Genomic DNA, 26,793 nt, shown 5'->3' with positions numbered 1-26,793 from the left:
CGACCAGAAGATCGACGGGGCGAAACAGCAAGGCCCGGATTAACCAACAGGGTCCGGTGTCCGTGCCGGGCCCCGGGGCGCCGGTGGCTCAGCCCGCCTGGAACATCTCGGCGGGCAGCGGCTTGAGCAGCTGGTAGAGGTCGTCGGTGATCGGACGGTCCCAGCTCGCGATGGTGACCAGGACGCCGTCGCTGCGGTCGAACTGGGTGCAGGAGATGCGGCTCTCGGAGCACTTCAGGCGCCGCACGATAAGGAGGTTGTCCTCGTGCATCACCGGCATGTCCTCGGTCTCCAGCACCTCCACCGGCTCTTCGTTGCCCAGCGCGGCGAGGAGCTGTGCCACCTCGAACGGCACCTGTCCCTCGGCCAGCTCGCGCGCGGGCGAGCCCTCGGGCAGATTGCCGATGATCATCGCCGGGCCGCGCCCGCCGAACAGGTCGTAGCGGAGGAAGACGCCCTGGCAGCTGCCATCGGGCGCGGGCAGCAGCCCGGCCCCGAGGTCGCCCGGCCAGTCCCCGGGGTCCATGGCCAGGACGTCGAAGTCCGGCCCGGTGGGGGTGGCGGGGCTGCGGCGACGGAGGAAGGACATGCCCACATCGTACGTGCCCGGCACCACCCCGTGCCCCCAGGGGAACCCGTGCCGGACCGGCGTTCCACGGCGGCGGCGAGCGGAGTCACCCCGGCCGGGCGGCCAGTCTTTCCAGCAGCTCCACGGCCTCCACCGCGCGCTCATAGGGGACGAAGAGGTGGTCGTGGTGGAAGCCCGCGACGACATTGCAGCTCAGCCCCGCCTCGGCCAGCGCCTGGGCCACGGCCGCGGTCAGGCCGACGGCCTCCAGCGCGGAGTGCACACGCAGGGTGATCCACCCGGCCACGTAGTCATACGCCAGACCGGCGGCGTCGGCCTCTTGCTGCGGTACGACGAGGGTGAGTCCCTCCTCCTCGGCGACCGTCACCACCGGGGTGACCCCCTCGGGGGCCGCACCGTCGACACGGGTGTAGACATAGCGGCCAGGGGCGAGACGGGGGCGCATGCCGCCGAGCAGTTTCATCAGATCGCGTTCTCCTGCCATACCCGACACCCTAGCCACCCCGGACAAATCCACTGTTACCGTCGACCATGACCACCGTCACGCTCGACTACTGGAAGCACCGGCTGGGCCGCATACCCGAGACCGTCTGGCGGACGGACGGCCTGCGGGTGCTGATCCTGGCCGACAACGACCTCGGTGAACTGCCGCCGGAGATCGGTACATTGACCGCACTGCACACCCTCGACATGGGGCACAACGCCCTGACCGCACTGCCGGACGCGCTCGGTGAACTCACCGGCCTGAACCGGTGTCTGTATCTGCACGACAACGCGCTCACCGAACTGCCCGCCGCACTGGGACGGCTGACCCGGCTGCGCTACCTCAACATCGGCGAGAACCGGCTGCGCGAACTCCCCGACGCCATCGGGGACATGAGTGCCCTGCTGGAACTGCGCGCCCGGCACAACGGGCTGGAGCGGCTGCCGCGATCCCTCGGCCGGCTCTCGGCGCTGCGAGAACTATGGCTGCGCGGCAACGCCCTGACCACCCTGCCCGACTCCCTTGCGCACCTGCGCGAGCTGCGGATCCTGGAGCTGCGCGAGAACGCCCTCACCAGCGTGCCGTCCGCGCTGCGCGGGCTGCCACTGCTGCGCCAACTCGACCTGCGGGCCAATCGGCTGGCCGGACTCCCGCACTGGCTCGCCGAACTGCCTGTGCTGGAGAAGCTGGATCTGCGGTGGAACCCGCTCGACCCCTCGCCCGGGATGCTCGCGGCGCTCGCCGAACGCGGCTGCGCCGTCCTGGTCTGAGGACCCTAGACGGGGCCGAACTCGCCGTCCTGGGCGCCCACTACAAAGGCCCGCCACTCCTCGGGGGTGAAGATCAGCGCCGGGGCACCCGGTGTGCGCCGGTCGCGCATGGCGATATAGCCCTCGATAAAGCCGACTTGGACGCCACCCGCCCCCTGGACGCCCGACTGCCAGGTGGCGTTGGCGAGGTCGAGGTCCGGCTTCGCATGGCCCGCCAACCGACCGGTGCCGCTCTCCACCACGTCCGCCGCTCCCCCCATGTCACCACTCCCGCCCCACCCTGAGGTGTGTCCGGTGGGCCGGCCCGGGCCCACCGGACACACCCTAGCGAGCAGCGCCGACGGCGGACAGGCCACCGGCACCACCCGTCAGCAGGCGGGTGGTTCGGCCCCCACCAGCCACATGGAAAAGAACTGGGCACCGCCGCCATAGGCATGACCGAGCGCCAGCCGGGCGTCCGCGACCTGGTGTTCCCCCGCCGCACCGCGCACCTGAAGTGCCGCCTCGGCAAAGCGGAGCATGCCGGAGGCGCCGATGGGGTTGGTGGACAGCACCCCGCCCGAGGGATTGACGGGCAGCTCGCCGTCGAGCGCGGTCACCCCTGACTCGGTGAGCTTCCAGCCCTCCCCCTCGGCGGCGAAGCCCAGGTTCTCCAGCCACATCGGCTCGTACCAGCTGAACGGGACATAGATCTCCAGCACGTCGATCTCCCGGCGCGGATCGGTGATGCGGGCCTGCCGGTAGACCTCCGCCGCGCAGTCCCGGCCCGCCCGTGGCGAGACACAGTCCTTGCCCGCGAAGAGCGTCGGCTCGCTGCGCATCGCGCCACCGTGCACCCAGGCGGGCGGCCGGGGCGAACGGGCCGCCCCCGCGCGGTCGGTGAGCACCATCGCACAGGCTCCGTCGGAGGAGGGGCAGGTCTCGGCGTAGCGGACCGGATCCCAGAGCATGGGCGAGGAACACACCCGTTCCAGGGTGAGGTCGTGCTCATGGAGGTGGGCGTAGGGGTTCTTCAGGGCGTTGCGCCGGTCCTTGTGGGCGACGAGGGGTCCCACGGTGGCGGGGGCGCCGGTGCGCCGGATGTAGGCCCGGATGTGCGGGGCGAAGAAGCCGCCCGCGCCGGCGAGCAGCGGCGGCTGGAAGGGGACCGGCAGCGACAGCCCCCACATGGCGTTGGACTCGGATTGCTTCTCGAACGCGAGGGTCAGTACGGTGCGATGGCGGCGGGCCGCGATGAGGCTCGCGGCGACCAGGGCGGTGGAGCCGCCCACCGAGCCTGCCGTGTGCACGCGCAGCAGGGGCTTGCCGACCGCGCCGAGCGCATCGGCGAGGAAAAGCTCGGGCATCATCACGCCCTCGAAGAAGTCGGGCGCCTTGCCGATGACCACGGCCTCGATGTCGGACCAGGCCAACCCGGCGTCCGCCAGGGCCCGCAGGGCGGCCTCGCGGACCAGTCCGGGGATGGACACATCGCGGCGGGCGGCGGCGTGGTGGGTCTGTCCGATGCCGACCACGGCCACGGGTTCCTTGCTCATGGGTGCTCTCCCTCCAGCACCGCCACCAGGTTCTGCTGCAGACAGGGCCCCGAAGTGGCGTGCGCCAGTGCCCTGTTGGCCTCGCCGCGGTGGATGCGGGCGGCCGCCTCGCCCAGCCGGATGAGCCCCGTGGCCATCACGGGGTTCGCGGCGAGCGCCCCGCCCGACGGGTTGACCAGCACCTCCTCGCCCAGGTGCAGCGCCTTGCGCAGGATGACCTCCTGGGCGGTGAACGGGGCGTGCAGTTCGGCGACTTCGACGGGTGCGTCGAACGCTCCGGCGTGCTCGGCGGCGAGCCGGGTGGAGGGCGAGTCGGTGAGGTCGCGTACGCCCAGGCCGTGCGGCTCGATGCGGTGATCGATGCCCCGGATCCAGGCCGGCCGCGGGCACATCCGGCGTGCGGTGTCCCCGGCGGCCAGCACCACGGCGGCGGCGCCGTCGCCGACCGGTGGGCAGTCGCCGGTGCGCAGCGGCCGTACCAGGTGGTCGCCGGCCGGTACCGGGCCGCGCAGTTGGGCGTGCGGGTTGGTCGCGGCGGCCGTCCGGTTGCGGTCGGCGATCCCGGCGAGGGTCCGCTCGTCGGTCTCGCCCGCGTCGATGAGCGCCTGGGCCTGGAGGGCGGCGAGGGCGACCGGGTCGGGCCGGAGCGGGGCGAGGTAGTAGGGGTCGAGCTGCCGGGTGAGGACATCGCGCAACTCGCCTGCCGAGGACTTGCCATGGGCGTAGACCAGCGCGGTTCCGGCCTCGCCGGTGAGCAGTTTCACCCAGGCCTCGTACAGTGCCCAGGCGCCGTCCATCTCCACATGGGATTCGGCGATGGGCGGCCAGGCGCCGACCGAGTCGAGTGCCAGGGTGAAGGAGAAGGGGCGGCCGGCGAGGTAGTCGCTGGATCCCGAGCAGGTGAAATCGGCTTCGCCCGGGGCCAGTCCGGCCCGGTCGAGTACCTGGTGCAGGACGGGCAGCAGCAGCTCGGCCTCCGACACCTCGGCCGTGCTGCGCCGGTGGTCGCTCTGGGCGAAGGCCACGATCGCCACCTCGGGGATGTCCATGGTCATAGGAGCCCCTTGTAGGTGTCGTAGTCGGCGTCGGGCTCTCCGGTGGGCCGGTAGTGGTCGGGGTGTCGGCCGTTCTCGGTCCAGACGGGCTCCACTCGCAGCCCCATCCGCACCTGGTCGCAGGGCAGGCCGGCGATGCGGCCGTGCAGGGCGAGGTCGGCGCCGTCCAGGGCGATATGGGCGTAGACATAGGGCACTTGGATGTTCTGGTCGCGGCCCTTGATATTGACGACGCAGAAGGTGGTGACGGTGCCCCGGGGGCCGACCTCCACCTGCTCGGTGGCGGCGATGCCGCAGGTGGGGCAGGCGCCCCGGGGCGGTACGGAGACCTTGTGGCAGGACGGGCAGCGTTCGCCGAGGATGCGGTGCCGGGCGAGTGCCTCGAGGTGGCGGGTCTGGGCGCGGCCGGGGCTGTAGGTGTAGTCGAGGCGGGCCGGGGTGGTGATCAGGGTGACGGGCTCGGTGAACTCACCCTCCAGCGGCTCGACTTGAGCCGCCTCGGTATTGCCCTCACCGGGTTCGAAGCAGGCGAGGTCCGTGATGGCGCCGGTACGGTGCGCGGCCCAGCGGGCGCGCACCCGCATGCCGGTCCGTACCGCATCCGGGGCGGGGGCGTCCAGCGCGTGCAGCAGCGCGGTGTCGGCGCCGTCGAGCCGGACGAGCACCCAGGCGAAGGGGGTGCGCAGCGGCTGGCCGGGGCGCGGGGCGGGGTTCCAGGCCCAGGTGGTGACGCGGCCGGTGGTGGCGACCTGGACCAGGTCGCGGAGTTCGGCAGCGGTGGCCGGGTCGTACTCGACGGGCGGTACGAGCACCCGGCCGTCGCCGGTGCGCACCCCGAGGATGGTGCGTCGGCGCAGTCCGGTGAGGAAGGCGCTCTGGACGGGGCCCAGGGAGCGGGTGAAGGGGAATTCGACGACCAGGGGGGCGGTGAGGATCTCCACCGGACACCTCCTAAGCCCGCCGGTAGACGGCGGGGCGCTTCTCGGCGAAGGCGCGGGTCCCTTCGCGGGCGTCCTCGGTGTCGAAGACGGGCCACCCGTACTCGAGTTCGCGCCGCAGCCCTTCGGCCTCGGGCAGGCCGGCGGTGTCGTGGACGCAGGCCTTGACGGCCTCGACGGCCAACGGGGCATTGGCGTTGATCAGCTCGGCGGTCTCCAGGGCCTTGGCCAGGGCCGTGCCGTCGGGCACCACATGGCCGATCAGTCCGATGCGTTCGGCTTCGGCGGCGGTGTACGGGCGGCCGGTGAGCAGCATCTCCAGGGCGTGGGTGCGGGGGATCTGGCGGGCCAGGCGGACGGTGGAGCCGCCCAGCGGGAAGAGTCCGCGCCGCACCTCGAAGAGGCCGAAGGTGGCGCCGTGTCCGGCGATGCGGATGTCGGTGCCCTGGAGGAGTTCGGTGCCGCCCGCGACGCAGGGGCCTTCCACGGCGGCGATCACGGGCTTGCGCGGCCGGTGGTTGCGGAGCATGGCCTTCCAGTGCAGTTCGGGGTCGGCCTTGAACCGCGCCCGCACCGGGTCGTCGTGCCCGGGCCGTTGCCCGGCGAGGGCCTTGAGGTCCATGCCGGAGCAGAAGGCGCCGCCCGCGCCGGTGATGACGATCGAGCGGACGGCGTCGTCCGCGTCGGCGGCCAGCCAGCCGTCCTGGAGCGCGGCGAGCATGGGCAGGGAGAGGGCGTTCCTCGCCTCCGGGCGGTTGAGGGTGAGGACGAGGGTCGCGCCGAGGCGTTCCACGGTGAGATGTCCGGTCACGCGGAACAGGGTGCAGGAGGGGCGGGCCAGGTTCAATAGTTTTCTGACTTCCCGTCAGATTTCTGGTCCGCCGCCCTTCCCCCTCCCCCGCCCCGGCGCTCTACTGAGTTTCCATGGACTTCAACTTCGCCGACCTCTTCGAGTCCGTCGTCGACGCAGTGCCCGGCCGGGAGGCGCTGGTCCACCCCGAGACCCGCCGCCGGCTGACCTACGCAGAACTGGACGCCGCCGCCGGCCGGCTGGCCCGCCATCTGCGCGACAGCGGAGTGGAACCGGGGGAACACATCGGCCTCCACCTCTACAACGGGGTCGAGTACCTTCAGACCCTCTGGGCCTGCCTGAAGATCCGGGCCGTCCCGGTCAATGTCAACTACCGCTATGTAGAAGAGGAGTTGGCGTATCTCTACCGGGATGCCGACCTGGTGGCCCTGGTCTTCGACGCCGAGTTCGGCGACCGGGTCGCCGCGGCCCTGCCCACCGCGGAGAAGCTGCGCCATCTGATCCGGGTCGGCGGCTCACCCGGCGGCCCCCCGACGGCCGCCGTCTCCTTCGCGGACGCGGAATCCGGCCCGGCCGGCCGCGACTTCGGCCCGCGTTCCGGTGACGACCGGTTCATCGTCTACACCGGTGGCACCACCGGAATGCCCAAGGGCGTGGTGTGGCGGCAGGAGGATCTCTTCCACTCCGCGCTCGGCGGCGGCGCACCCCGCGGCATACCGGTGCAACACCCCCGGGAACTGGCCGAACGCGTCGCGGCGGGCGGCGACGGCCTGGTCTTCTTCCCCACCGCACCGCTGATGCACGGCACTTCGACGTTCACCGCGCTGATCGCCTTCAACTTCGGGCAGAAGGTCGTGGTCCACCGCGGCTATGCGCCCCGGGAGGTGCTGCGCACCATCGAGCAGGAGAGGGTCACCAACCTCTCACTGGTCGGCGACGCCATGCTGCGCCCGCTGGCGGAGGCACTGGCCGGACCGATGCGGGGCACCGACTGCTCCTCGCTGCTGAGCGTCAGCAGCTCGGGGGCCATCCTCTCGGAGGCCGTACGCGCCCAGTTCACCGAGCTGCTGCCGCGGGTGACGCTGGTGAACAACTTCGGTTCCTCCGAGTCCGGTTTCAACGGCACCGCCGACGCGGACTCCCGCCGGGGGCTGCGCATCAGGGTCAACGAGCGTACGGCCGTGGTCGATCCGCTGACGCACCGCCCGGTGGAGCCCGGAGCGACGGGCCGGATCGCCCAGCGCGGCCATGTGCCGCTCGGCTACTACAACGACCCCAAGAAGACCGCCGAGACCTTCTTCCAGGAGCGGGGCGAGCGCTGGGTCATGCTCGGCGACCTGGCGACGGTGGACGCACAGGGCGTGGTCACCGTGCTGGGGCGCGGCTCGCAGTGCATCAACACCGGTGGCGAGAAGGTGTTCCCCGAAGAGGTCGAGCAGGTGCTCAAGGCCCATCCCGCGGTGTACGACGCACTGGTGACGGGCGTCCCGGACGAGCGGTGGGGGCAGCGCGTCCTGGCGATCGTCCAGCCCCGGGAAGGCATGGACCCACCGACCCTGGACGGCCTCCAGACGCACTGCCGCACCCGGCTCGCGGGCTACAAGCTGCCGCGCGGCATGCTCCTCGTCGAACGGATCCGGCGTTCACCGAGCGGGAAGGCGGACTACCGATGGGCACGCTCGGTGGCACTCACCCACGAGCACCGGCCATCGGACAACCCCTGAGCTATTCTTTCGACCGGGTCAAACTCCGGCCACACCCAAGAGACTTCGGTCATGCCTTTACCTGAAACCCCTCATAGGCGAGCCTAATTCAGGCTGAATATGTCAGGTCTCTCCGTCACTTCCGTAAGCAAGAAAGAAAACATTGACCTTCTCTCGGGCTCCTGATGAACTGTCCGGCGTCATCGATGCGTTGACCCTGGAATCCGAGAGGACATCGGCAATGAAGAGAATGTCGAGACTTACCGCCCTGGCCCTTGCGCCGGCCGCAGCCGCTGCGGTTCTGGCGGCGCCGGGCACAGGTCAGGCTGCGCCGAGGCTCAAGGATGGTCCAGTGATGCTGATCAACCGGGAGAGCGGTAAGTGCCTGGAGATCGAAGGCTCCAGCCAGAGCAACGGTGCGAGAGCTCAACAGTGGGACTGCAACGGCCAGCCAGGTTCTTTTTGGATCCTCGATGGCCAGTACATCAAAAATTACGCGAGCGGGAAATGCCTGGAAATCGCGGACTCTCGCAATGATAACGGCGCTCCGGCCCAGCAGTGGACCTGCGCGGGTGTCTACACCCAGCGGTGGGATTCCTGGTCATGGGCGGGCAAGGGGCGCATCCTCACAAACCTGAACAGCGGCAAGGTGCTTGAGATTTCCAATGGGAGCCATGCAAATGGTGCGCGAGCCCAACAGTGGGGGAACGTGTTCCACGACACTCAGGTATGGTCCCTCCCCGACGGCACCTGAGCCTGCGCCAAATAGCCCTGCCTACCGGTCAGTTGGCGGTCCGGCTGCATGGCGCGGCGAGCGGTTCGGCCTGGTGGGCCCGGTGCAGCAGCTCCAGGAAGGGCGGCGCATCGGGCAAGGGCGCGGAACCGATTCGGCGTACCACCACGCCTGGTGTCCATTAAGGCCGCAGAAACTCCTCGACAACGGCCCGGAACTCCCCCGGGCACGCCTCGTGCACCAGATGCCCCGCCCCCTCGATGGTGACCAGACGGCCGTCCGGCAGCCGCTCGGCCGCGGCGGCGAACAGCTCCTGGGGCAGCTGGCTGTCCCCGCCGCCGGCGATCAGCAGTGTCGGCGCGGTGATGGCCGTCAGCCCCTCCCACCACCGGGGATCCGGCGCATTGCGCTGCCTGGTGATCTGCACCTTGACGTCCCAGTCAAAGCCGAGCATCCCCTCGGGCCGCTCCGGAACGACGAGCGGCGGATCGGCGGGCACCAGCGGCGCGGCCTCCTCGAGCACCAGCCTCTCGACCGCCCCCGGCCGCTCCTGGGCGACCAGTTGGGCCACCGCTCCCCCGAGGGAGTGCCCTATCAGCACCACCCGGTCCAGGCCCAGCGCACCGAGAAGGCCGATCACATCGTCCCGCATGTGCGGCAGGCCGTAGTCCCCCGGCCAGTCGCTCTCGCCGTGCCCGCGCAGATCCGGCGCGAAGATCCGCCGGCCGGCGGCCAGTCCTTCGGCCACCTCGCTCCAGTCCCCGCCGTCCGAGCCAAGGCAGTGCAACAGCACCATCGGCGGGGCGCCTTGCGGCCCCCATGCCCGGTAGGCCAGCCGCACTCCATTGGTCTCCACCCGCTCAAGATCGCCCATACGGCCGAGGGTAGCCATGGCTCACCCCTTGACGTCCACACTCGCTGCTGATTGTTTGCTCTCAGCAGATCCACCGAATGATCGGTCGGCACTCAGGGCGGTGGTACATCATGGCGGACTCCCACGTCCCGGCGGACGCGGCGGAGCTCCTGTCCCGCGAGGAGCTGACGGCGCTGCAACTGGCGCGACTGCGCACCACCTTGCGGCAGGCCTACGATCACGTGCCCTTCTACCGGCGGTCGTTCGACGCGGCGGGGCTGCGCCCCGAGGACTGCCGGGAGCTCGCCGATCTCGCCCGCTTTCCCTTCACCACCAAGGCGGACCTCCGCACCCACTACCCCTTCGGCATGTTCGCCGTGCCCGAGGAGCGCGTACGCCGCATCCATGCCTCCAGCGGCACCACGGGCGAGCCGACCGTCGTCGGCTACACCCAGCGCGACCTCGACACCTGGGCCGATCTGGTGGCCCGCGCGATCCGCGCGGCGGGCGGGCGGCCCGGCGACAAGGTCCATGTGGCCTACGGCTACGGCCTGTTCACCGGGGGTCTCGGCGCCCACTACGGCGCCGAGCGGCTCGGCTGTACGGTGATCCCCGCCTCCGGTGGAATGACCGCGCGCCAGGTGCGGATCATCCAGGACTTCCGTCCGGACATCATCATGGTCACGCCGTCCTACCTGCTCACCCTGCTGGACGAATTCGAGCGCCAGGGCATCGACCCGCGCTCCACCTCGCTGCGGGCCGGCATCCTCGGGGCCGAACCCTGGACCGAGGCGATGCGCCGCGAGATCGAGGAGCGCTTCGCCCTAGACGCGGTCGACATCTACGGCCTCTCGGAGGTGATGGGCCCCGGCGTTGCGCAGGAGTACGCCCGGACCAAGGACGGGCCGCACCTCTTCGAGGACCACTTCTACCCGGAGATCGTCGACCCGGTCACGGGCGAGGCGCTGCCCGACGGCTCCCCCGGCGAGCTGGTTCTCACCTCGCTCACCAAGGAGGCCATGCCGGTGATCCGTTACCGCACCCGTGATCTCACCCGGCTGCTGCCCGGCACCGCCTGCGCCTTCCGCCGGATGGAACGGATCACCGGCCGCAGCGACGACCTGGTCATCCTGCGCGGGGTCAATGTGTTCCCCGCCCAGTTCGAGGAGATCGTCCTGCGGGTGCCCGGCATCGCCCCGCACTTCCAGCTGCGCCTCACCCGAGAAGGACGGATGGACCGGCTGACCGTACGCGCCGAGGCCCGCCCGGAGGCGACACCGGAGCAACGCACGGCGGCCGTCGGGGAGATCGCCCGGCGGGTGAAGGACGGGATCGGGGTGTCGGTGGGAGTCGAGATCGTGGCCCCGGAGACGCTGGAACGTTCCCTGGGCAAGCTCAAGCGGATCGTGGACGAACGCGGACCGCGCGTCGGGCGGTGAAGTTCCCGGCTCCGTGTCGGCATCCCTGCAACGTTCCGGGTCAACTCCGCCCGGCGATACGGCCGATACGGTCGACGGCCCGCTCGAACCCCGCCGTCAGCTCGTCGAATACGGCCCGCACCCCGCGCACCGTGTCCATCCGCCCCACGATCTGGCCGACCGGCGTACCGAGCAGCGGCACCACCTCGTACTTCCGGATGCGGGTCAGCGCCTCGGCCACCAACAGTCCCTGGAGCGGCATGGGCAGGGCCCCGGGGCCCGCCGGATCGTCCCAGGCATCGGTCCAGGCGGTCCGCAACTGGCGGGCGGGCTTCCCGGTCAGGGAACGGGAGCGCACGGTGTCCCCGGAACCTGCGGCGAGCAGCTTGGCGGTCAGCGCGGTGGAGCGCAGCCCGGCCTCCTCCACGGTGAGCCAGACCGACCCCAGCCACACGCCCTGCGCGCCGAGGGCGAAGCCGGCGGCGATCTGTTCCCCGCTGCCGATGCCCCCGGCGGCCAGCACGGGCAGTGGGGCAACGGCCCGTACCACCTCGGGAGTCAGCACCATGGTGGCGATCTCCCCGGTGTGGCCGCCCGCCTCATAGCCCTGGGCGACGACGATGTCGCACCCGGCGTCCCGGTGCCGCAGGGCGTGCCGGGAGCTGCCCGCGAGCGCGGCGACCAGGACGCCCCGCTCATGGGCGCGCCGGATGACATCGGCCGGCGGCGAACCCAGCGCGTTGGCCAGTAACGTGACCGGATAGTCGAAGGCGACATCGAGCTGCGAGCGGGCGACCTCCTCCATCCAGCCGGTGATGCGCCAGGAGGACTCCTCCCCCTCGGCCAGCTCGGGAACGCCGTGCCGGGCCAGCATCTCGCGCACAAACCGGCGGTGCCCCTCCGGGATCATCGCCTCGACCTCGGCCTCGGTCACCCCCTCGGCCCGCCGGGCGGGCATGACCACATCCACCCCGTACGGCCTGCCGTCGGTGTGCTCCTGCATCCAGTCCAGGTCTCGCGCGAGCTCCCCGGGCTCGCGATAGCGCACCGCCCCGAGCACGCCGAACCCCCCGGCCCGGCAGATGGCGGCGGCCACGGCGGGGAACGGCGTGAACCCGAAGACGGCGTGTTCGATGCCCAGTTGCTCGCTCAGCTCTGTCCGCATGGGCGGCAGGATGGCCCAACGGACCGGCCGAAGGAAGGGCCGCGGGTCAGCCTTAACTGTCCAGGACCGGGTTGTCGGTCGCGGTGACCGTCGAGACGGCGCCGTCGCCTATCCGGTAGTCGACGTTGGTGTCGTAGTAGACGGCCACCTTGTAGAAGCCGAACTCCTTGTCCGCATGGGCGGTGATGGCGCTCAACTGGCCACCGGAGTCGGTCACCTGGCTGGTCTCGGCGATCTGCTTGGTGGTGCCATGGCCCAGCGGCCAGTAGGCGATGCGCTCCACCAGCGTCACCTTCACGATGGTCACCCGCTGGTTGCCGGCGGCGGTGCCCACCGCACGCACCTGCGGGGTCTTCGGGTCGTTGGTGTACTGGACATGGGCGCACACCTGGGCGGCGCCGCCCGCGCAGACCACCTTGGCGTCCTGGTACAGGTCGTCGGCGGAGGCCGGGGCCGCCATGGCGCCCATCAGTGCGGCGGTCAGCGCCACCCCGCCAAGTCCGGTGGCCGTCCTGCGCGGTGAGATTCTCATCAGTCACTCCCCTTGCCTGGTCATCCCGAGCGGCCCGATCAGGCCCCTCGGGATGCTAACGGGGCTGCCGGAGGGACGCCCGGGAACAACGGCCTCGCGGCCGGTGACGATGAACACCCCCGACTCGGCGAAATCGACGTTTGACCGGGCTGGGAATTCGCCGGGTCCCGGCCGCCCCGCTGGTCCGGGGGACCAGGTCGGCGGCGCCGGCACGCTCGTCCGGTCGTCGAGGGCACCACCCGTGCCCACGGCCGACGCTCAAGCATGGTGAGCGCGATAAGCCCGGTGAGGCGTGCAGCCACGATCTGCAAGCGTCGGCGCACGGGGGCGGGGTGCCGGCGGCGGAGGTGGCGCTGCGGCGCGGCGAGGTCGTGCAGCAGCCCCTCCTCGGACCGGTAGCGGGTGGCGCGGCCGTGCCTGTCGGCGGTGTACTCCCATTCCTCGACGCTCGCCTCCGTCAGCGCGGTGGCCATCGGCGGTGACGGCTGACCGCGGCCGGACTCCAGATCGTCGACGGAGGACTTCCCGCACTTGGCCAGGCGGGCGACGTCCCGAAGGCGGCCGAGCACCAGTACGCCGGGGTGACCGGATGAACGACGGGATCACTGACCACCCGCTACGGGCTGCCCTGGCGCTGCTCGTTCTCGGGCTCGCGGGCCCGGCGGCCGTGCTCCACCAGCAGGTCGGCGACCTGTCCGGTTCGTCCCCGCCGAGTCCCCCGCGCCGGTCATTGCGCTCGATACCGCGCCCGCGGAGCCCTGAACCGAACACCGCCACAACAGTGCCGGGCAGGCCAGAGCTCATGGCCCCGGCCTGCCCGGCGCCCCGTCTGATCAGCGCCTTTCGCCGTCACCGGTCACCCGGCACACCACACTGAGAAGGCCCGGGGAGTGGACGATGTGGTCATGTGAGCGCGTCCCGGATGCGGTCGCGGGTTTCCGCCGCGGCCGTGGCGGACAACGCCGCGAGTTCGGTGTCGAGCTCGCGGAGCCGGTCGGTGACTCGCGTCGAGGTCACCCGCCCGAGCAGGTCGAGCGCCGTGGCGGTGGTGTGGTCGACTGCTTCGAGCTGGCCCGCCTGGATCTGGGCGCGGGCGAGCGCGATGTGGTCGAAGGCGCGGGAGCGAACCCGCTCGGCCGGACGCTGCGCCGTCCCCCTGGTGATCAGCTCGATGGCCCGGAGCGCGCGGCGGGGGTCGTGGGTCGCGGCGATGGACTCGCAGACGCCGGCGGTGACGCGGTACTCGGCGTCGTCGAACCATGCGGCCCAGCTGGGGACCGGCTCGTCGTGCTCGGCGGCGAGTGCGTCGTCGGCGGTGCCCAGGGCGCGCTCGGCTTCGGGGAGGTGCCCGAGCACGGCGTGGCAGCGGGCTTCGAGGGTGGACAGGAAGGCCCGCAGCTGTCCGGGCGGGAGTTTGCGGGTGCCGTACTGGGCGGCCTGGACCAGGTCGAGGGCGTCTTCGGCGCGGCCGAGGTGGTTGGCCTGGCGGGAGAGGCAGTTGAGCAGGTGTCCGGCGATCCCGGCGCCGTCCCGGCCTGCTTGCTTGGCGGCCTGCAGGCCGAGGAGGAAGTAGTGCTGTGCTTCGCTGTGGCGGCCGACGTCGTGGTTCATCCAGCCGGCGACGGAGGCGAGGTCCGCGATGGCGACGAACAGGGCGCGTCCGACGTTGTCGCTGGTGCGGCCGTGGGTGGCCAGGAGGGTGACGTCGTGGAGCTGGCCGACGACGGCGCGGCGGGAGAGTCCGCCGCCGTGGGCGCTGTCGAGTCCGCGGAAGGCATCGGTGGTGGCCATGATGTTCTGGACGTCGTTCATGCCCAGGCGGCCGGGCCGGATGGGGCTGGGGAGCGGTTCGTCGGGGAGGTGCAGCCAGGGCTGGACGGCGCTGATCAGCTCGGAGCCGGTCAGCATGCGGGCGGTGGAGGGGCCGGTCTCGTCGGTCACTGCGTCGCTCCGTGCGGTGTCGATGATGGCTGCAACAACGGCTTCCGCCTTCCACGATCCGGTGGGCCCCGTCCCCGGAGGACTGTGCAGTCCGAGGTCGGCGGGGGTCAGGGGCCGGGGCCGGTGGCACAAGCGGGTCAGGGTCTCGGCGATCAGGGCGGGCAGCGGCCTGCGCGGCTGCTCGCTGTACTTGATCCACTTTCCGACGCGGGACCGGTCCGGCTGGATGTTGTGCAACCCGTGGGTGCTCGCTGTCGTGGTGACTTCCTCGGCGAGTTCCTCGTAGGTGACGTCAGCAACGTCCACCCAGTAGGCGAGGGCGACGTTGCGTCGGCGTGCCGGTCCCGTCACCAGGGCCCCCTTCGGTCAAGGGTGCAGCGATCGATGGACGGTGGCGCACCAGCCAGCCTACTGCCGGGCTGCCAACTGCCCGAGAGCTGCGCGCGCTTCGCCACAACACGCCACAGAACGCCACATGGCCCGGCCTGCGGTATCCGCCCGTAACCACGCCGGTCAACGGCTCGAAGCGCCACAGGCCCCGGGTGTCTGCTCATGAGCGACCGGCCGGCGCCCCTGCCGGGGCGTCCGGCGCCGCAGGACCACCACCAAGGAAGGGGACGCCCATGCGTATCAGCGTCAGCGGCTTGGACGGGAGCGGTAAAACCACCCTGGCCGAAGCGCTCGTCGAGGAGTTCGAACATCGCGGCCACCGTGCGGTGCGGCATCGGGGCCTGCTCGCCGAGCACCACCCCGCCCGGCGCCTGCTGAAGAAGCTGCCGCTGGTCAGGCAGCCGGACAGCGGCTTCATCACCACCGCGTACCTGCTGGCCGGGTACGCACTTGACACCCTCCTGGTCAAGCACGACCCGCCCCAGCCCTCGGATGCCGTCATCGTCCAGGACGGGTACGTCGACCGCACCGTGGCCTTCGGCATGGCCGGCGGCCCGTACCTGGCCGCCGTCCTCGCCCTGCGCTGGCCCCACCTCTTCGCGAAGTTCGACGTCGCGGTCTACCTGCACGCCCCGCTCGAAGTGCGGCGCGAGCGCCTGATGGCACGGGAGAAGCTGGACGCGGTGGACCTCCGCGGCATCGAGGACCCCGACTTCGCCGCCACGTTCACCGCCATGTTGGTGCACGGCATGAGGCGACGGCACCGGAACCTGCTGGTCTTCGACACCTCCCGCCACACCCCCCAGGAGATGGCCGCCCAGATCGTCCAGGTCGCTCTCGACGCGACGCCGCCTCCCCTGCGGGGCACCCTGGTCCGCTCCGCGTGGGGCAGGGCCGCCTGATGGCTGCTCAGGTCCTGGTCGAGGCAGGCGTCATATCGGCTGCGGACCGCGCGTTGCGCGAGGCGCTGGCGGGCCGGCCGCTGGTGAGTGCCGAACGGTTCTGCGGCTCCCTGCGCACCGCCTACGCCGGACCCGGCCCCGTCGAGGCTGCGCGACCCACCGTGGCGGTCGGCTGCTACCCGGCGTGGACGGCAGCGGCGCCGTGCTCGATGCTCGCTGCCGAGGAGCGCACCGGCGTGCGGGGGCCGGACGAGCGCCGGTCCTGGGAGGATGCCCTCGAGGGCCCGGCTCGTGCGCTGCTGGCCGGGCTCGCCCGGCGGCCGGTGATCTCTGCCTGGTACGCCACCGACCGGCTCCGCACCTGGGCGGGCCTGGGCGGCACGGTGGCGGCCGTCGACGGGCGGCTGCGGGCCGTCGTCGAGGACAAGGCCGCTTTCACCGCGCTACTGACAGCTGCCGGGGTGCCGCAGCGCATGCGCATCCCCGCCGTCCGCATCGACGGGGCACTGCCCGTGCTCGGCGAACTGCAGAGCATGGTCGGCTCCGAGCAGTTGGTCGTGCAGTGCGGGGCCGACTCCGGTGGGCGCGGCACCACCTTCGTCACCACCGGCGCCGACTTGGAGGTTGCCGCGCGGATGCCGGGCCCGTACAAGGTGGCGGCGTTCGTGGTCGGCTGGTCCTCGAACACCACCGTGCTGACCGTCCCGACCCGTCGCGGAGTCGCCGTCTACGTCGACCGCCCGTCGCACAAGGCGGTCGGGGTGGCGGAGGCGGGGATCGGGCCGGGCAAGAGCGCGGGCAACGACTGGTCGCGGCCCTGGCCTGCCCGCGCAGCGACCGACCTGGTCGACGCCGCGGTGCGGGTCGGCGAGTTCCTCTGGCGTGAGCACCGGGTGGCCGGCCTGTTCGGCCTGGACGCGATCCTCACCCCCGACGGCGCCGTGATGTTCAACGAGATCAACCTGCGCAACCAGGGCACCACCGAGGTCTCCGGCGTCAACCAGCAGCTGCGCGGGCTGCCGCCCTTCGTCGTGGCGCACCTGACGGTGCTGCTGGGCGGCCGTGCCCACTGGCTGCCTGCGGCGGACGAGTTCAACGCGGCGACGATCGCCACGGCCACGCGGAGCGTGCCGGGCCCGTACTACCTCAAGCTGCGCCACCGCGGTCCCAACCCCGTCCGGGTGACCGGGCTGCACGGCCCCGGGATCTACCGGATCACCGACGGGCGCCTGGCCTGGGTCCGGCCCGGGGCGCACCCGGCGGACGCGGCCGCCGATACCGGCGAGGTGCTGCTGGCCAGCCTCCCCGACGAGCGCGTGGTGTGCCTGCCCGACGCCGAACTGGGCACCGCCGAGGCCCTGACCACCGGACGCGGCTCACCGTTCGCCGAACCGCACGCCCTGTCGTCCTTCGGCCGCAGCGTCTTGGACGCCCTCGGCCGCCAGCTCGAACCCGCAACCGAACCCACCACAGCGAGGTGAGCCCTCCGTGCCCGCAACCACCGTGACCCCCGGGCTGCGCGACCAACTGCGCGCCCTGCCCGACGACGCCTTCACCCGCCTCCAGTACGCCGCCCCGGCCATCGGCTGCTTCAACCGGTGCGCCTTCTGCTCCCAGTCCGCCGGCCGCAACGTGTGGCAGCTAACCCGGATCGGGCTCGTCACGGTCCTCACCACTCTGGCCGAGGTCGCCCGTGAACGGGGGCTGACCATCGCGGGCGGGCGCATCCACCGGCCGGGCGTGGTCTTCCCCTACCTGGACAACGACATCGGCTCCTACCCACACCTGGACACCTACGCCCAGCTCGCCCGCGACGTCCTCGGCGTGAAGCTGCGCATCTCAACCGTCGGTTACTCCTCCCGCTCGCCGCAGCTGACCGCGATGCACCGGCGCCTGGTCGACGAGCACGGCGAGGTCTTCGACGGCATCCGCTTCTCCATCACCCCCTACACTCTCGGCTTCACCGAGCAGGGGCCGGGGATGTCGAGGGAGGCGTACGTCAAGGACCTGGCCGCGGCGCTGGCCACGTACCGGCCGCTGCTGGACCGGCTCGGCCACGGCGCCGCCACCGCCGCCTGCGAGCTGCGCTTCGCCCCGCTCCTGGCCACCGGGGAGCTGACAGACACCGTCATCGACGGCCGGCACGTCCTGCACTGCGGCCCGCACCTGCTCATCGCCCACCAGCAGGACGGTGAAGTGCCGTTGCCGGAGACGGTCATCGAGCGGCTGGACGCGAACACGCGACCGGTCTTCTCCCGCCCTGGCGCCACGTATCTGCACGTCACCGCGGACGCCGCCGAGCCGACCACGGTGGCAGTGCGGGCGGCGCTCGCCGGGGAGCTGACGGTGCCGCACCGGGCGAAGGGGGTGCGACTGCACCGGTTCACCAACGCCGACGGCCCGTACTACGCCGCTGACCCCGACTTCCACCCCGACGGCACCTTCACCGCCCTGCACCTGTACCCCAAGACCGGCACGCGGAAGGCATCCGGATACACCGACGCCACACGCTGGTTCCTCAACGCCCTGCTCGTCCACAAGGCCCGGCTCGGCCTCGGCCGTCGCGACGAAGACCAGGCGGCCACCGGCGCGGACGTCGACGCGGTCCTCGGCGCGCTCACCGACCAGGCCGACGCCCTCGAACGCATCGACCGCCGGGCCACCGCCCACCTGCGCGGGCACGTCCACCCACAGGTCGCCACCTACGCGGCGGCGCTGGAACGCGCCGGCTACCCGCCGCGCACGTTCTTCTCACGCCGCTTCACCATTGACACCGGACAGATCGTCAACCAGGGCCGCGCCCAGACCCTGTTCCGCGGGCTCGCGGCCACCAACGGCGAGCCGATGACCCCACGCGAGGAACGCGGCTTCGGACAGGTCAGCCTCTCCACCGTCCGCGGCCCCATCTGGCGCATCACCCCGCTGCCCCTCGTCCCGGCCGGGCACCTGCCCCTCGCCGTAACGGGGAAGAAGAACCCGGCTGTGACGGAGCCGAGTCTGCTGGTCGAGGAACTCGACCCCTGCCACCTTTCCCCCGTGATGCGCGCGACCGGCTGCCGCCTGCGTCGCCACACGCTCACCCTGCCTGATGGAACCGTTGAGCACGTCGGCCTGGCGCAGGGGCGGAAGGACTTTGCCCTGCCCGGCCTGGCCGCGGCCTGACCTCTTCTCCGCGGGGCGGCCGGCGCTCATGGGCGGGAACCTGCCCGGTTCCCGCCCGGCACCGGCCGCCCCGCGGCAATACTGCGGCCATGACGACCCCAGAACCGTTCTCCCGCATCAAAATCCGCACGGGCGCCTTGCTGTTCTGCGGCACCGACGTGGCCCTGATCCGCCGCGACCGCCCCGACTCCGTCCACTACACCCCACCTGGCGGCAACGTCGAGCCCGACGAGGACCTGGACGCCGCACTTCGCCGCGAGCTCCTCGAAGAGCTGGCCCTCGACACCGCGCGGGCGAGCGAGCCGGAGTTGCTGTGGGTCGTCGACCAGCGCGTCTCACGCCCCGGCTCCACCCTGCCTCCGCGCAAAATCCACCTGCTCTACCGGCTCCACATCAGCACGGACGTCCGGGCGACCCTGGCCACCGAGGAGCACGACGAACTCGACGACGGCACGTTCGAGACCGGCGCAATCGCGTGGGTTGACTACCGCAAGGCCGCCGACCTGCCAATCTTCCCGCCCATCGGCCCCGCACTCGCGAGTCTGCCCAGCCCCCACGCCATTGTCGGCAACGTGGCCCTCCCCGCAGTCACCGATGAGAACTACACCTGGAAGTGACCCGAAAACGGATCAGCAGCTGGAGGACAGCCATCGGATGCCGGAGCGATCTCGACCAACTTCCCCCTTGCCCTCCAGACGAGACCGGAGGCTCCAATTGGAACCATTCCGTTCGAGAATGCTGACGAGGACTGCCCCGTCGTTGCATCAACTCCCAGGGCTCCCTGGAGGAATGGTCGCGGCGCGTCCCTCAAGGGAAACTGCCGTTCGACTACGTCGTTACAGCCAGCCCCGCTCGTCGGCCACCCGCACCGCCGCCATCCGGTTGCGCGCACCCGTCTTCGCCATCGCGGCGGACAGATAGTTCCGCACGGTCCCCTCCGACAGATACAGCTTGGCGGCGATCTCGGCGACGGTGGCGCCGGAGCGGGCCACGTTCAGTACGTCGCGTTCCCGTGCGGTCAGCGGGCTCTCGCCCGCCGCGAGAGTCGCCGCGGCGAGTGCGGGGTCGATGACGCGTTCGCCGTTCATGACGCGGTGGATCGCGTCCACCAGGGCCTCGGGCGGGGCGTCCTTGACGACAAAGCCGACGGCTCCGGCCGTCATCGCCCGCCGCAGGTAGCCGGCCCGGCCGAAGGTCGTGAGGATCACGACGCGGCACTCCGGCACCTGTGCGGTGAGCACCGAGGCCGCGGCCAGTCCGTCGAGGCCCGGCATCTCGATGTCGAGCAGGGCCACGTCCGGCCGGTGGGCGCGGGCGGCTTCGACGACCTCGTCACCGCGGGCCACGGAGGCGACGACCTCGAAGTCCTCCTCCAGTTCGAGGAGGGCACACAGTGCGCCGCGGATCAGATCCTGGTCGTCGGCGAGCAACAGCCTGATCGTCATGCCGGGGTGTCCTCCGTCGCGCTTCGGGGCCGTGACGGTCCGGGTTGGTCCAGCGTCGCGCGGAGCCGCCAGCCGCGGGAGCCGGTCGGACCCGCCTCCACCGTGCCGCCCGCGGCGGCCACCCGTTCCCGCAGACCGGTCAGGCCGTGGCCGCCGACGGCCGGGGCGCCGGTCCCGTCGTCGCGGATCTCCACGCACGCCGCCGACAGGGTCACGGTGCAGCGGGCGGCCCGGGCATGACGGACGACATTGGTGATGCCCTCGCGCACCACCCAGCCGAACAGCTCCTGGTGGGCGGCGTCGACCGCGTCGGTGGCCGTGGGCAGGTCGGCGACGACGCCCGCCGCGCGCAACAGTTCCCTGCCGCGGGCCAGTTCACCGGCGAGCGTCACCTCGCGGTAGCCCGACACGGCGGCCCTTACCTCGGTGAGCGCCTGCCGCGACAGGCTCTCGACCGCGGTGATCTCCTCCACCGAGCGGGGCGACCCGCTCTCGGCAAGTCGGCGGGCCAGAGCGCTCTTGACGGCGATGACGGTGAGGGAGTGCCCGAGCAGGTCGTGCAAGTCCCTCGCGATCCGCGCCCGTTCGGCCTCCGACGCCAGGTGCGCGACCTCGGCGCGGGCCTCCAGCAGGGCGCGGTTGGCGACGGTGATCTCGGAAAACCCGCACACCATCAGGCTATTGAAGACGATCACGAGCGCCTCCATCCAGCCGAGCCCGTAGTGCCACGGCCGCACCGCCCAGGGCACCACGAGCGCCGCGAGGGCACCACTGGCGATGATCGCCGCAATGTGCCGGCGCAGCACCGTGGCCATGAAGGCGACGACGACGGCAGCGAGGTAGAAGGCAAAGTGCCGGGCCACGGGCAGTTCCGCCACAAACAGCAGGGCCATGACCCCGACCAGCGCCCACATCCGGGCCGGGCGGCCCGAGGCCTTGGAGACACCCGCGAGGACATAACTCACGCAGAAGACGCCCAAGAGGGCATACCCGACGACCGCGGTGGTGCCGGTCGCGTACTGGGCGACGCCGACGGCGGTGACGCACGGATAGGTGAGCATTCCGGTCGAGAGCACGGTGCGCCGCCAGCCTCGCACCCATCGCTGTCCGTCGCCCCCGTGCGGCTCCCCTGTCCTGCCCATACCGGGCACGCTAACACCGGCGTGCCGGCCGGCGTCCGGGTGCCCGTTCGGGTCTCCGGCCGGGCGGCTCATCAGGCGGCGAACAGGGTGCGCAGCCGCCTGCCGTTGACGACCGCGACGACGCCGAGGAGCAGCAGTCCGCAGGCCGCCTGTTCGGTCTTCATCCACACCGGGAAGGTCCCGGGCAGCGCGACGATCGCCACGATGGCGACCACCATGACGCCGGAGACGATGCGCAGCCTGCGGTAGGCGCTGCGGGAACCGCGTGCCGTACGGGCCGCGAAGGCATAGGCGAGCAGGGCGCTCACGACGACGATGGCGCCGCGGACCCGGACGGCGGAGTTCACCGCGACCGCGTCGTCGTGGAGGAGGGCAATGACCGCGAGCGTCAGCACGCTCAGGGCCAGGTAGCCACCGACGAGCATCTTGACCGTGCGGAACGCCTGTTGGCTGAGGGGATGCCGAAGATCCGCCTCGGGTATGGAAGCGTGCTGCTTGTTCATGCGCACCATCGTCGGCGCGGGCACCGGTTCCCCTGCAGTGCGATCGCACCCTGTTCACCCATGACTTCTGTCATGGGTGACCGACGGATCGCTCGCCAGCACGGCCCCCGGGACCGATCGTTCGAAGAACGTCTCCAGCACCACCGTCGCCTGAGTGCCGCTGACCCCCTCCACCGCGTACAAGCGCCGCAGCACATCCTGGAGTTGCTCGGTCGTGGAGGTCCGCACCTTTACCAGGAGGGCGGCGCTGCCCGCGATGACATGCGCCTCCTGGATCTCCGGGATGGCCGCGAAGGCATCGGCCGATTCGCCCATCCAGGCCGTCGACTCGACCATCACAAAGGCGAGCACCCCGCAGCCCACCCGCGCCGGGTCGACATCGATCGTCGTGCGGCGGATCACCCCGTGCTCCCGCAGCTTGCGCACCCGCTCATGGGCGGCTCCGGCCGACAGGCCGACCGCCTTCCCCAGGGCCGCATAGGAGCGGGTGGCGTCCTGCTGCAGCAGTGCCAGCAGTTCGCGGTCGATGTCATCCACCTTCTTCATGCCAGCAACCATATGTCATCTGGCAAATCCCGTGCTAGCTTGAATTTTGTTCAATTGATGGCGAGCTAGGGGCAACGATGTCCAATCAGGCTGGGCAAGAGGTGTACGAGATCCTGGACGACCGCTTCCGTACCGGGCGGTGCACCAGCGGGGACATGCTGCTGGAGCGGCTGCACGGCGACTGCCGCTGGGCGGAGGGCCCCCTCTATCTGCCGGCCTGGCGCCAGCTCATCTGGAGCGATATCCCCAACGACCGGATGCTGCGCTGGGACGAGGCGACCGGCGCGGTCAGCCTCTTCCGCTCCCCCGCCGGTCACAGCAATGGCAACACCCTTGACCGGCAGGGCCGGTTGATCACCTGCGAGCAGGGCAATCGCCGGGTCACCCGCACCGAGCACAACGGCACCCTCACCGTCATCGCGGACCGTTTCCAGGGCAAGCGGCTCAACAGCCCCAATGACGCGGTGGTGCACTCCGACGGCTCGGTCTGGTTCTCCGACCCGGACTTCGGGATCCTCAGCGACTACGAGGGACACCGGGCCGAGAGCGAGATCGGCGCCTGCAACGTCTACCGAGCGGATCCGGCCACCGGCGAGGTACGGCTGGTGGCGGATGGCTTCCGCGGCCCCAACGGGCTGGTCTTCTCGCCCGACGGACAGCAGCTGTATGTGTCCGACACCCGCAACAACCACGTCCGTGTCTTCGATGTATCCGATGTGCGCGAGGGCGGCACGCTCTCCGACGGCAAGGTCTTCGCCGAGTGCCGCCCCGGCGACGGCACCTTCGACAACATCCGCTTCGACAACGCCGGACGCCTCTGGGTGGCCGCCTGCCACGACGGGGTGCACTGCTACGACCCGGACGGCACCCTGATCGGCCGCCTGCGCACCCCGGAGCCCGCCTCCAACATCACCTTCGGCGGCCCCAAGAACAACCGCCTGTTCATCACCGCCACCACCTCCCTCTACTCACTGGTGATGTCGGTGACGGGAGCACCGCGGGTCTAGGGATGCCCGCAAAGTCTTTGGTCAAGCCGTGAGTTCGAGGAAGGCTTCGACGGCGTTGGCCGTGCGGTGGTCGGCAAGCTGAGACCGTAGGTCGGTCAGGACACTGCTGCCTCGTGCGGAATCGACTCCGCCGAGCAGGCCCACGGCCCGGTGGGCAATGTCCACGGCGGCGTCCAAGTCGCCGAGCACGAGGTGGGCTTCGGCCTGGCGGGCGAGGTAGATGCCCGCGCCTCGGGCCTCGGTGCCGGTGTCGTAGGGGTCCTGGTGCCGCAGGGCCGCGTCGAAATGTTCCAGCGCACGGGCGGGCATGCCCAGAGAGAGCGCGCAGGAGGCGGCGACTTCGTGGATCTCGCCGTGGGTCATCCAGTACATCGACGGCAGGTCGCCTGCTGCGGGCCCGGCACGGTCGTACGCGGTGAAGGCTGCGTCGATTGCCCGGTAGGCCGCGGTCGGCTCGTCGGCCTTGGAGTGGGCGCGTGCCTGGCGGGCGTGAAGCATGGCCAGCACCCGGCCGGAGGTGATGGTGTGCCGTTGGTCCAGGGCCCGCTCGGTGAGGCCGAGGGCGCCGTAGGGGTCACCGGCGCTGTAGCGGAGGTTGGCCCAGAACGCGAGGGCGCTGGCGCCAAGAGTGGGGTTGCCGCCGGTGGCGGAGGCTCGCAGGGCGGTGGTGAAGCGTTTCTCGGCGTCGGCCAGGCGGCCGCTGTCGTAGGCGCACCACCCGGCGAGCCGACATGCCTCGGTGGCTGCCGCGTACAGGCGGCGCCCGGTGGCGTCGCTGTAGGTGCTGGTCTTGAGCACGCCCGTGATCAGCCGTAATTCGGCGATGGCGGCGTCGTAGGCGTGGCTGGAGCCGAGTTCGTCGTCCAGATGCCGCAGGGTGTCAAGGCGGGTCTCGAAGAGCACAGCCGCGCTCTCGCCGACACGGCGGCCCCGGGTGGCAGCGATGGCGGTGAGGTTGGTGGCGGCCCAGTGGGCGCCGGTGGAGGCGAGTGTGCCCAGCGATGCGATGACGAAGCCGCGTCGGTCCACTGGTCCTCCTGCGTCCTCCAGTGCTTCCACCGTACCCGCCGCCGTCCAGGGCAACTCCCATACGGAGCGGTCGTCATGGAAAGCGAGCAGGAGCCAGTCGGGCCAGGGGCGGCGGTGGACCTCCTCCGGGTCGATGCCGTGCAGGTCGGCCATGGCGAGCTGGGCGCGGAGGCTGGGGGTAGCGGTGCCGTTGGTCCACCGGGTGAACTTCTCGGGCCGGGTGGCCATCTGCCCGAACCCCAGCGCCCGGTGCCGGGCGGCGACCCGCGTGAGGTAGCCGGTGTTCGTCAAGTGGTGACGGGTAATCAGGGTTGTCAGCGGGTGACGTTCCAGCACCGGGCCCATGAGCGCACCACCTCCAGCCGCCGGCCCCAAGTGTGCTGGCACCTGCGCGCCACGGGAACAGGGCCGGCACGCGAAAGGCAATAGGAAGCAACACGGAAGCAACCCCCGGCAGCCTCCACCGACTTCACGAGCCCTGGGCGGCGGCGCTGTCCTTATGAACAGCCGGTCCGCCCGCGGAGCCTGCACTCCTGGGCGGGCCGGCCACCAGCGGCACCCCGGCACTACCGGGGTGCCTCCACCGGAATCGTTGGAGGCGCGTCATGACGACCGCAACCGAACACCGGACGTTCTCCGTCGAACTGCCCGAGGCGTTCACCGAGACATGGAACCGCATCGACGGCATCACCGTCACCGGCCACACCATCAGCGTCAACCCCGGCCAGTACTTCTTCCGCTACGAGAACCCCAGCTGGCTCCTGGCGGACTGGGACCTGGTCCGCTCCGAACTCCTGGACGCGGCCGAGACCAGCGAGCAGGCCATCGAGCAGCGGGCCCTGGAGTTCGTCCAGGCCCACGGCAAGCTCACCCATGACCCGGCAAAGGTCCTGAAGACCGCCTACGAGGTCGCCGCGTACCTGTTCCGTGACGAGTACGTCGACGTCGGCAACCTGGACGTCACCGAGCGGGAACTGAAGGCCCTGCGCGAGGCGACCACGATCATGGCCCTGAACCGGGTCGAGGTGGACGGGCACCTGTCCAACGTCGGCCCGTGCTGGTTCTTCCCCGTCGCCACCTCGGTGGTCTTCGACTTCACCGAGGACCAGGGTAAGAAGGTCGATGAGCTCTACCACGGCGGATGGTTCAACGAGACCCGGCGCCGCGAATCCGTGCTCGCGCATGCGGCTCTCGGCGGCCGGCTCGTCCATGGATGCCAGGCGTCCGCCGACATGATGGGCGGCTGCGTCCTCGCCTACGGCACCGACCTCGACCGGTTCCGCACCGAGCTGGGCGAGATGAAGACCGGCTGGATGGACCGCGTGGCGGCCATGGGCCGCCGGTGACCGACACCGTGCCAGGCGGGGGGCCGGGGCCCGTGCCCCGGCCCCTCGCCGTTGAGGGGAGAGGGACATGACGCAGGAGAGCCTGCCGGACAGGCGCCCCGTGGTCGATGCGCGGATCAACGCCGAGGCATGGAACAGCATCGCCCGCCAGGAGGTGACCGGCGGCAACAGCCCGACTGAGGCGGGCAGGGTCCCCGATGGGATCGAGTGGACGTGCTGGCCCGGCCTGGGCCCGCGCAGCGACTTCCTCGGCGACCTGACCGGTCTGCGGGCCGCGGAACTGGGCTGCGGAACCGGCGAGCACACCGCCTACGCCGCCAGCCACGGCGCCCGGCTAGCCATCGGCGTGGACGTCGCCGAGGGCCGCGTCCAACAGGCCCGGACCCGCTTCGACCACCTGCCCGCCACCATCTGGCGCGTCGGCGACGCCGCCGAAGTCCTCACCAGCCTGCCCCGCCTGGACGTCTGCTTCTCGATCTATGGAGCCCTCTGGTACTCCGATCCAGCCGCGCTGCTGCCCGTCATCCGCAATCGGCTGCGGCCCGGCGGCATCCTCGCCTTCACCGTCAACGCCCCGCGCCGCAGGGAGCTGCCCGGCCGACGCGTGGACAACCTCACCCTCCGCACCGGGGCCCGGCCGCCCGTCGTCCACTACTCCTACGATGCGGACGCCTGGGGACGCTTGCTGGCCGCAGCCGGCCTCACCACGGAGGTGGTGGTGACCGTGGACGACCCGCAGGGCCGCGACTACCGAGCCCTGGTCCTGCGAGCCCGGCGCCCGGTCGAGGAGTAGG

Annotated in this window: 27 protein-coding genes; 11 read left to right on the top strand and 16 right to left on the bottom strand. The window is 71.2% G+C overall.

The window, feature by feature from the left end:
- Nucleotides 1-88: 88 nt before the first annotated feature.
- The gene (locus ABCR83_RS20680) at nucleotides 89-589 is read right to left on the bottom strand and encodes a hypothetical protein (RefSeq protein ID WP_462696581.1); all 501 of its coding nucleotides are present in this window, start codon (nucleotides 587-589) and stop codon (nucleotides 89-91) included.
- A gap of 85 nt (nucleotides 590-674) precedes the next feature.
- Nucleotides 675-1,073 (bottom strand): ACT domain-containing protein, encoded by a 399-nt coding sequence (locus ABCR83_RS20675; RefSeq protein WP_462696580.1) that lies wholly within the window; start codon nucleotides 1,071-1,073, stop codon nucleotides 675-677.
- 47 nt (nucleotides 1,074-1,120) lie between these two features.
- Between ABCR83_RS20675 and ABCR83_RS20670 the strand changes: the two genes are divergently transcribed.
- Complete coding sequence (locus tag ABCR83_RS20670) at nucleotides 1,121-1,843, top strand: leucine-rich repeat domain-containing protein (RefSeq protein WP_462696579.1); 723 nt, start codon at nucleotides 1,121-1,123, stop codon at nucleotides 1,841-1,843.
- Nucleotides 1,844-1,848: 5 nt separating this feature from the next.
- Here ABCR83_RS20670 and ABCR83_RS20665 read toward each other — a convergent pair whose 3' ends face one another.
- The 5 genes from ABCR83_RS20665 to ABCR83_RS20645 form a co-directional block, all read right to left on the bottom strand.
- Nucleotides 1,849-2,103 (bottom strand): DUF397 domain-containing protein, encoded by a 255-nt coding sequence (locus ABCR83_RS20665; RefSeq protein WP_462696578.1) that lies wholly within the window; start codon nucleotides 2,101-2,103, stop codon nucleotides 1,849-1,851.
- A gap of 108 nt (nucleotides 2,104-2,211) precedes the next feature.
- Nucleotides 2,212-3,378, bottom strand: a complete 1,167-nt coding sequence (locus ABCR83_RS20660) for a thiolase domain-containing protein (RefSeq protein ID WP_462696577.1) — start codon at nucleotides 3,376-3,378, stop codon at nucleotides 2,212-2,214.
- Nucleotides 3,375-4,421: a thiolase domain-containing protein gene (locus tag ABCR83_RS20655; protein WP_462696585.1), complete on the bottom strand. Its 1,047-nt coding sequence runs from the start codon at nucleotides 4,419-4,421 to the stop codon at nucleotides 3,375-3,377. Before ABCR83_RS20655 ends, ABCR83_RS20660 begins: the two co-directional genes overlap by 4 nt.
- An 8-nt stretch (nucleotides 4,422-4,429) precedes the next feature.
- Nucleotides 4,430-5,374 (bottom strand): Zn-ribbon domain-containing OB-fold protein, encoded by a 945-nt coding sequence (locus tag ABCR83_RS20650; protein WP_462696576.1) that lies wholly within the window; start codon nucleotides 5,372-5,374, stop codon nucleotides 4,430-4,432.
- 10 nt (nucleotides 5,375-5,384) lie between these two features.
- Nucleotides 5,385-6,182: a crotonase/enoyl-CoA hydratase family protein gene (locus ABCR83_RS20645; RefSeq protein ID WP_462696575.1), complete on the bottom strand. Its 798-nt coding sequence runs from the start codon at nucleotides 6,180-6,182 to the stop codon at nucleotides 5,385-5,387.
- A gap of 113 nt (nucleotides 6,183-6,295) precedes the next feature.
- Between ABCR83_RS20645 and ABCR83_RS20640 the strand changes: the two genes are divergently transcribed.
- Together ABCR83_RS20640 and ABCR83_RS20635 are read left to right on the top strand one after the other, a co-directional pair.
- Nucleotides 6,296-7,906, top strand: coding sequence for an acyl-CoA synthetase (locus ABCR83_RS20640; RefSeq protein ID WP_462696574.1), 1,611 nt, complete (start codon nucleotides 6,296-6,298; stop codon nucleotides 7,904-7,906).
- A gap of 142 nt (nucleotides 7,907-8,048) precedes the next feature.
- Nucleotides 8,049-8,639: an RICIN domain-containing protein gene (locus ABCR83_RS20635; protein WP_462696573.1), complete on the top strand. Its 591-nt coding sequence runs from the start codon at nucleotides 8,049-8,051 to the stop codon at nucleotides 8,637-8,639.
- A gap of 160 nt (nucleotides 8,640-8,799) precedes the next feature.
- Here the strand turns inward: ABCR83_RS20635 and ABCR83_RS20630 are convergent, their stop codons facing one another.
- Entirely contained in the window at nucleotides 8,800-9,492 is a 693-nt protein-coding gene (locus tag ABCR83_RS20630; RefSeq protein ID WP_462696572.1) for an alpha/beta fold hydrolase, read from the bottom strand.
- Between the two features lie 110 nt (nucleotides 9,493-9,602).
- On the opposite strand from ABCR83_RS20630, the gene paaK reads away from it, so the two are divergent.
- Complete coding sequence (paaK, locus tag ABCR83_RS20625) at nucleotides 9,603-10,910, top strand: phenylacetate--CoA ligase PaaK (RefSeq protein WP_462696571.1); 1,308 nt, start codon at nucleotides 9,603-9,605, stop codon at nucleotides 10,908-10,910.
- A gap of 40 nt (nucleotides 10,911-10,950) precedes the next feature.
- On the opposite strand, the gene ABCR83_RS20620 is transcribed toward paaK, so the two are convergent.
- From ABCR83_RS20620 to ABCR83_RS20610, 3 genes are all read right to left on the bottom strand, one after another.
- On the bottom strand, nucleotides 10,951-12,054 hold the full coding sequence (locus ABCR83_RS20620; RefSeq protein ID WP_462696570.1) for an NAD(P)H-dependent flavin oxidoreductase: 1,104 nt from the start codon (nucleotides 12,052-12,054) through the stop codon (nucleotides 10,951-10,953).
- Between the two features lie 52 nt (nucleotides 12,055-12,106).
- Nucleotides 12,107-12,586: a hypothetical protein gene (locus tag ABCR83_RS20615; protein ID WP_462696569.1), complete on the bottom strand. Its 480-nt coding sequence runs from the start codon at nucleotides 12,584-12,586 to the stop codon at nucleotides 12,107-12,109.
- A 903-nt stretch (nucleotides 12,587-13,489) separates the two neighbouring features.
- Nucleotides 13,490-14,878, bottom strand: a complete 1,389-nt coding sequence (locus ABCR83_RS20610) for a transcriptional regulator (protein WP_462696568.1) — start codon at nucleotides 14,876-14,878, stop codon at nucleotides 13,490-13,492.
- A 272-nt stretch (nucleotides 14,879-15,150) separates the two neighbouring features.
- Here ABCR83_RS20610 and ABCR83_RS20605 point away from each other — a divergent pair, with 272 nt between their 5' ends.
- The 4 genes from ABCR83_RS20605 to ABCR83_RS20590 all read left to right on the top strand — a co-directional run bounded on the left by ABCR83_RS20605 (nucleotide 15,151) and on the right by ABCR83_RS20590 (nucleotide 19,598).
- Nucleotides 15,151-15,819, top strand: coding sequence for a nucleoside/nucleotide kinase family protein (locus ABCR83_RS20605; RefSeq protein WP_462696567.1), 669 nt, complete (start codon nucleotides 15,151-15,153; stop codon nucleotides 15,817-15,819).
- Nucleotides 15,819-17,300: a hypothetical protein gene (locus ABCR83_RS20600; protein WP_462696566.1), complete on the top strand. Its 1,482-nt coding sequence runs from the start codon at nucleotides 15,819-15,821 to the stop codon at nucleotides 17,298-17,300. The genes ABCR83_RS20605 and ABCR83_RS20600 overlap by 1 nt, the downstream gene beginning before the upstream one ends.
- A 7-nt stretch (nucleotides 17,301-17,307) precedes the next feature.
- Nucleotides 17,308-18,981, top strand: a complete 1,674-nt coding sequence (locus ABCR83_RS20595; protein ID WP_462696565.1) for a hypothetical protein — start codon at nucleotides 17,308-17,310, stop codon at nucleotides 18,979-18,981.
- A gap of 89 nt (nucleotides 18,982-19,070) precedes the next feature.
- Nucleotides 19,071-19,598: an NUDIX domain-containing protein gene (locus ABCR83_RS20590; RefSeq protein WP_462696564.1), complete on the top strand. Its 528-nt coding sequence runs from the start codon at nucleotides 19,071-19,073 to the stop codon at nucleotides 19,596-19,598.
- Between the two features lie 219 nt (nucleotides 19,599-19,817).
- On the opposite strand, the gene ABCR83_RS20585 is transcribed toward ABCR83_RS20590, so the two are convergent.
- The 4 genes from ABCR83_RS20585 to ABCR83_RS20570 all read right to left on the bottom strand — a co-directional run bounded on the left by ABCR83_RS20585 (nucleotide 19,818) and on the right by ABCR83_RS20570 (nucleotide 22,608).
- Nucleotides 19,818-20,426 carry a response regulator gene (locus tag ABCR83_RS20585; RefSeq protein ID WP_462696563.1) on the bottom strand — a complete coding sequence of 203 codons (609 nt, stop codon included), beginning with the start codon at nucleotides 20,424-20,426 and terminating at the stop codon, nucleotides 19,818-19,820.
- Nucleotides 20,423-21,568: a sensor histidine kinase gene (locus tag ABCR83_RS20580; RefSeq protein ID WP_462696562.1), complete on the bottom strand. Its 1,146-nt coding sequence runs from the start codon at nucleotides 21,566-21,568 to the stop codon at nucleotides 20,423-20,425. The genes ABCR83_RS20585 and ABCR83_RS20580 overlap by 4 nt, the downstream gene beginning before the upstream one ends.
- Before the next feature lie 71 nt (nucleotides 21,569-21,639).
- Nucleotides 21,640-22,071 (bottom strand): hypothetical protein, encoded by a 432-nt coding sequence (locus tag ABCR83_RS20575; RefSeq protein ID WP_462696561.1) that lies wholly within the window; start codon nucleotides 22,069-22,071, stop codon nucleotides 21,640-21,642.
- 54 nt (nucleotides 22,072-22,125) lie between these two features.
- A complete protein-coding gene (locus ABCR83_RS20570; protein ID WP_462696584.1) occupies nucleotides 22,126-22,608 on the bottom strand; it encodes an Lrp/AsnC family transcriptional regulator in 483 nt (160 codons plus the stop codon).
- A gap of 86 nt (nucleotides 22,609-22,694) precedes the next feature.
- Between ABCR83_RS20570 and ABCR83_RS20565 the strand changes: the two genes are divergently transcribed.
- Nucleotides 22,695-23,624: an SMP-30/gluconolactonase/LRE family protein gene (locus tag ABCR83_RS20565; RefSeq protein WP_462696560.1), complete on the top strand. Its 930-nt coding sequence runs from the start codon at nucleotides 22,695-22,697 to the stop codon at nucleotides 23,622-23,624.
- Nucleotides 23,625-23,645: 21 nt separating this feature from the next.
- Here ABCR83_RS20565 and ABCR83_RS20560 read toward each other — a convergent pair whose 3' ends face one another.
- Nucleotides 23,646-24,944, bottom strand: coding sequence for a transcriptional regulator (locus tag ABCR83_RS20560; RefSeq protein WP_462696559.1), 1,299 nt, complete (start codon nucleotides 24,942-24,944; stop codon nucleotides 23,646-23,648).
- 314 nt (nucleotides 24,945-25,258) lie between these two features.
- Here ABCR83_RS20560 and ABCR83_RS20555 point away from each other — a divergent pair, with 314 nt between their 5' ends.
- Complete coding sequence (locus tag ABCR83_RS20555; protein WP_462696558.1) at nucleotides 25,259-25,999, top strand: hypothetical protein; 741 nt, start codon at nucleotides 25,259-25,261, stop codon at nucleotides 25,997-25,999.
- Nucleotides 26,000-26,066: 67 nt separating this feature from the next.
- On the top strand, nucleotides 26,067-26,792 hold the full coding sequence (locus tag ABCR83_RS20550) for a class I SAM-dependent methyltransferase (protein WP_462696557.1): 726 nt from the start codon (nucleotides 26,067-26,069) through the stop codon (nucleotides 26,790-26,792).
- Nucleotide 26,793 lies beyond the last annotated feature (1 nt).

This window comes from Streptomyces xingningensis (assembly GCF_054957865.1).
This window is presented reverse-complemented; position numbering and strand designations above follow the sequence as displayed.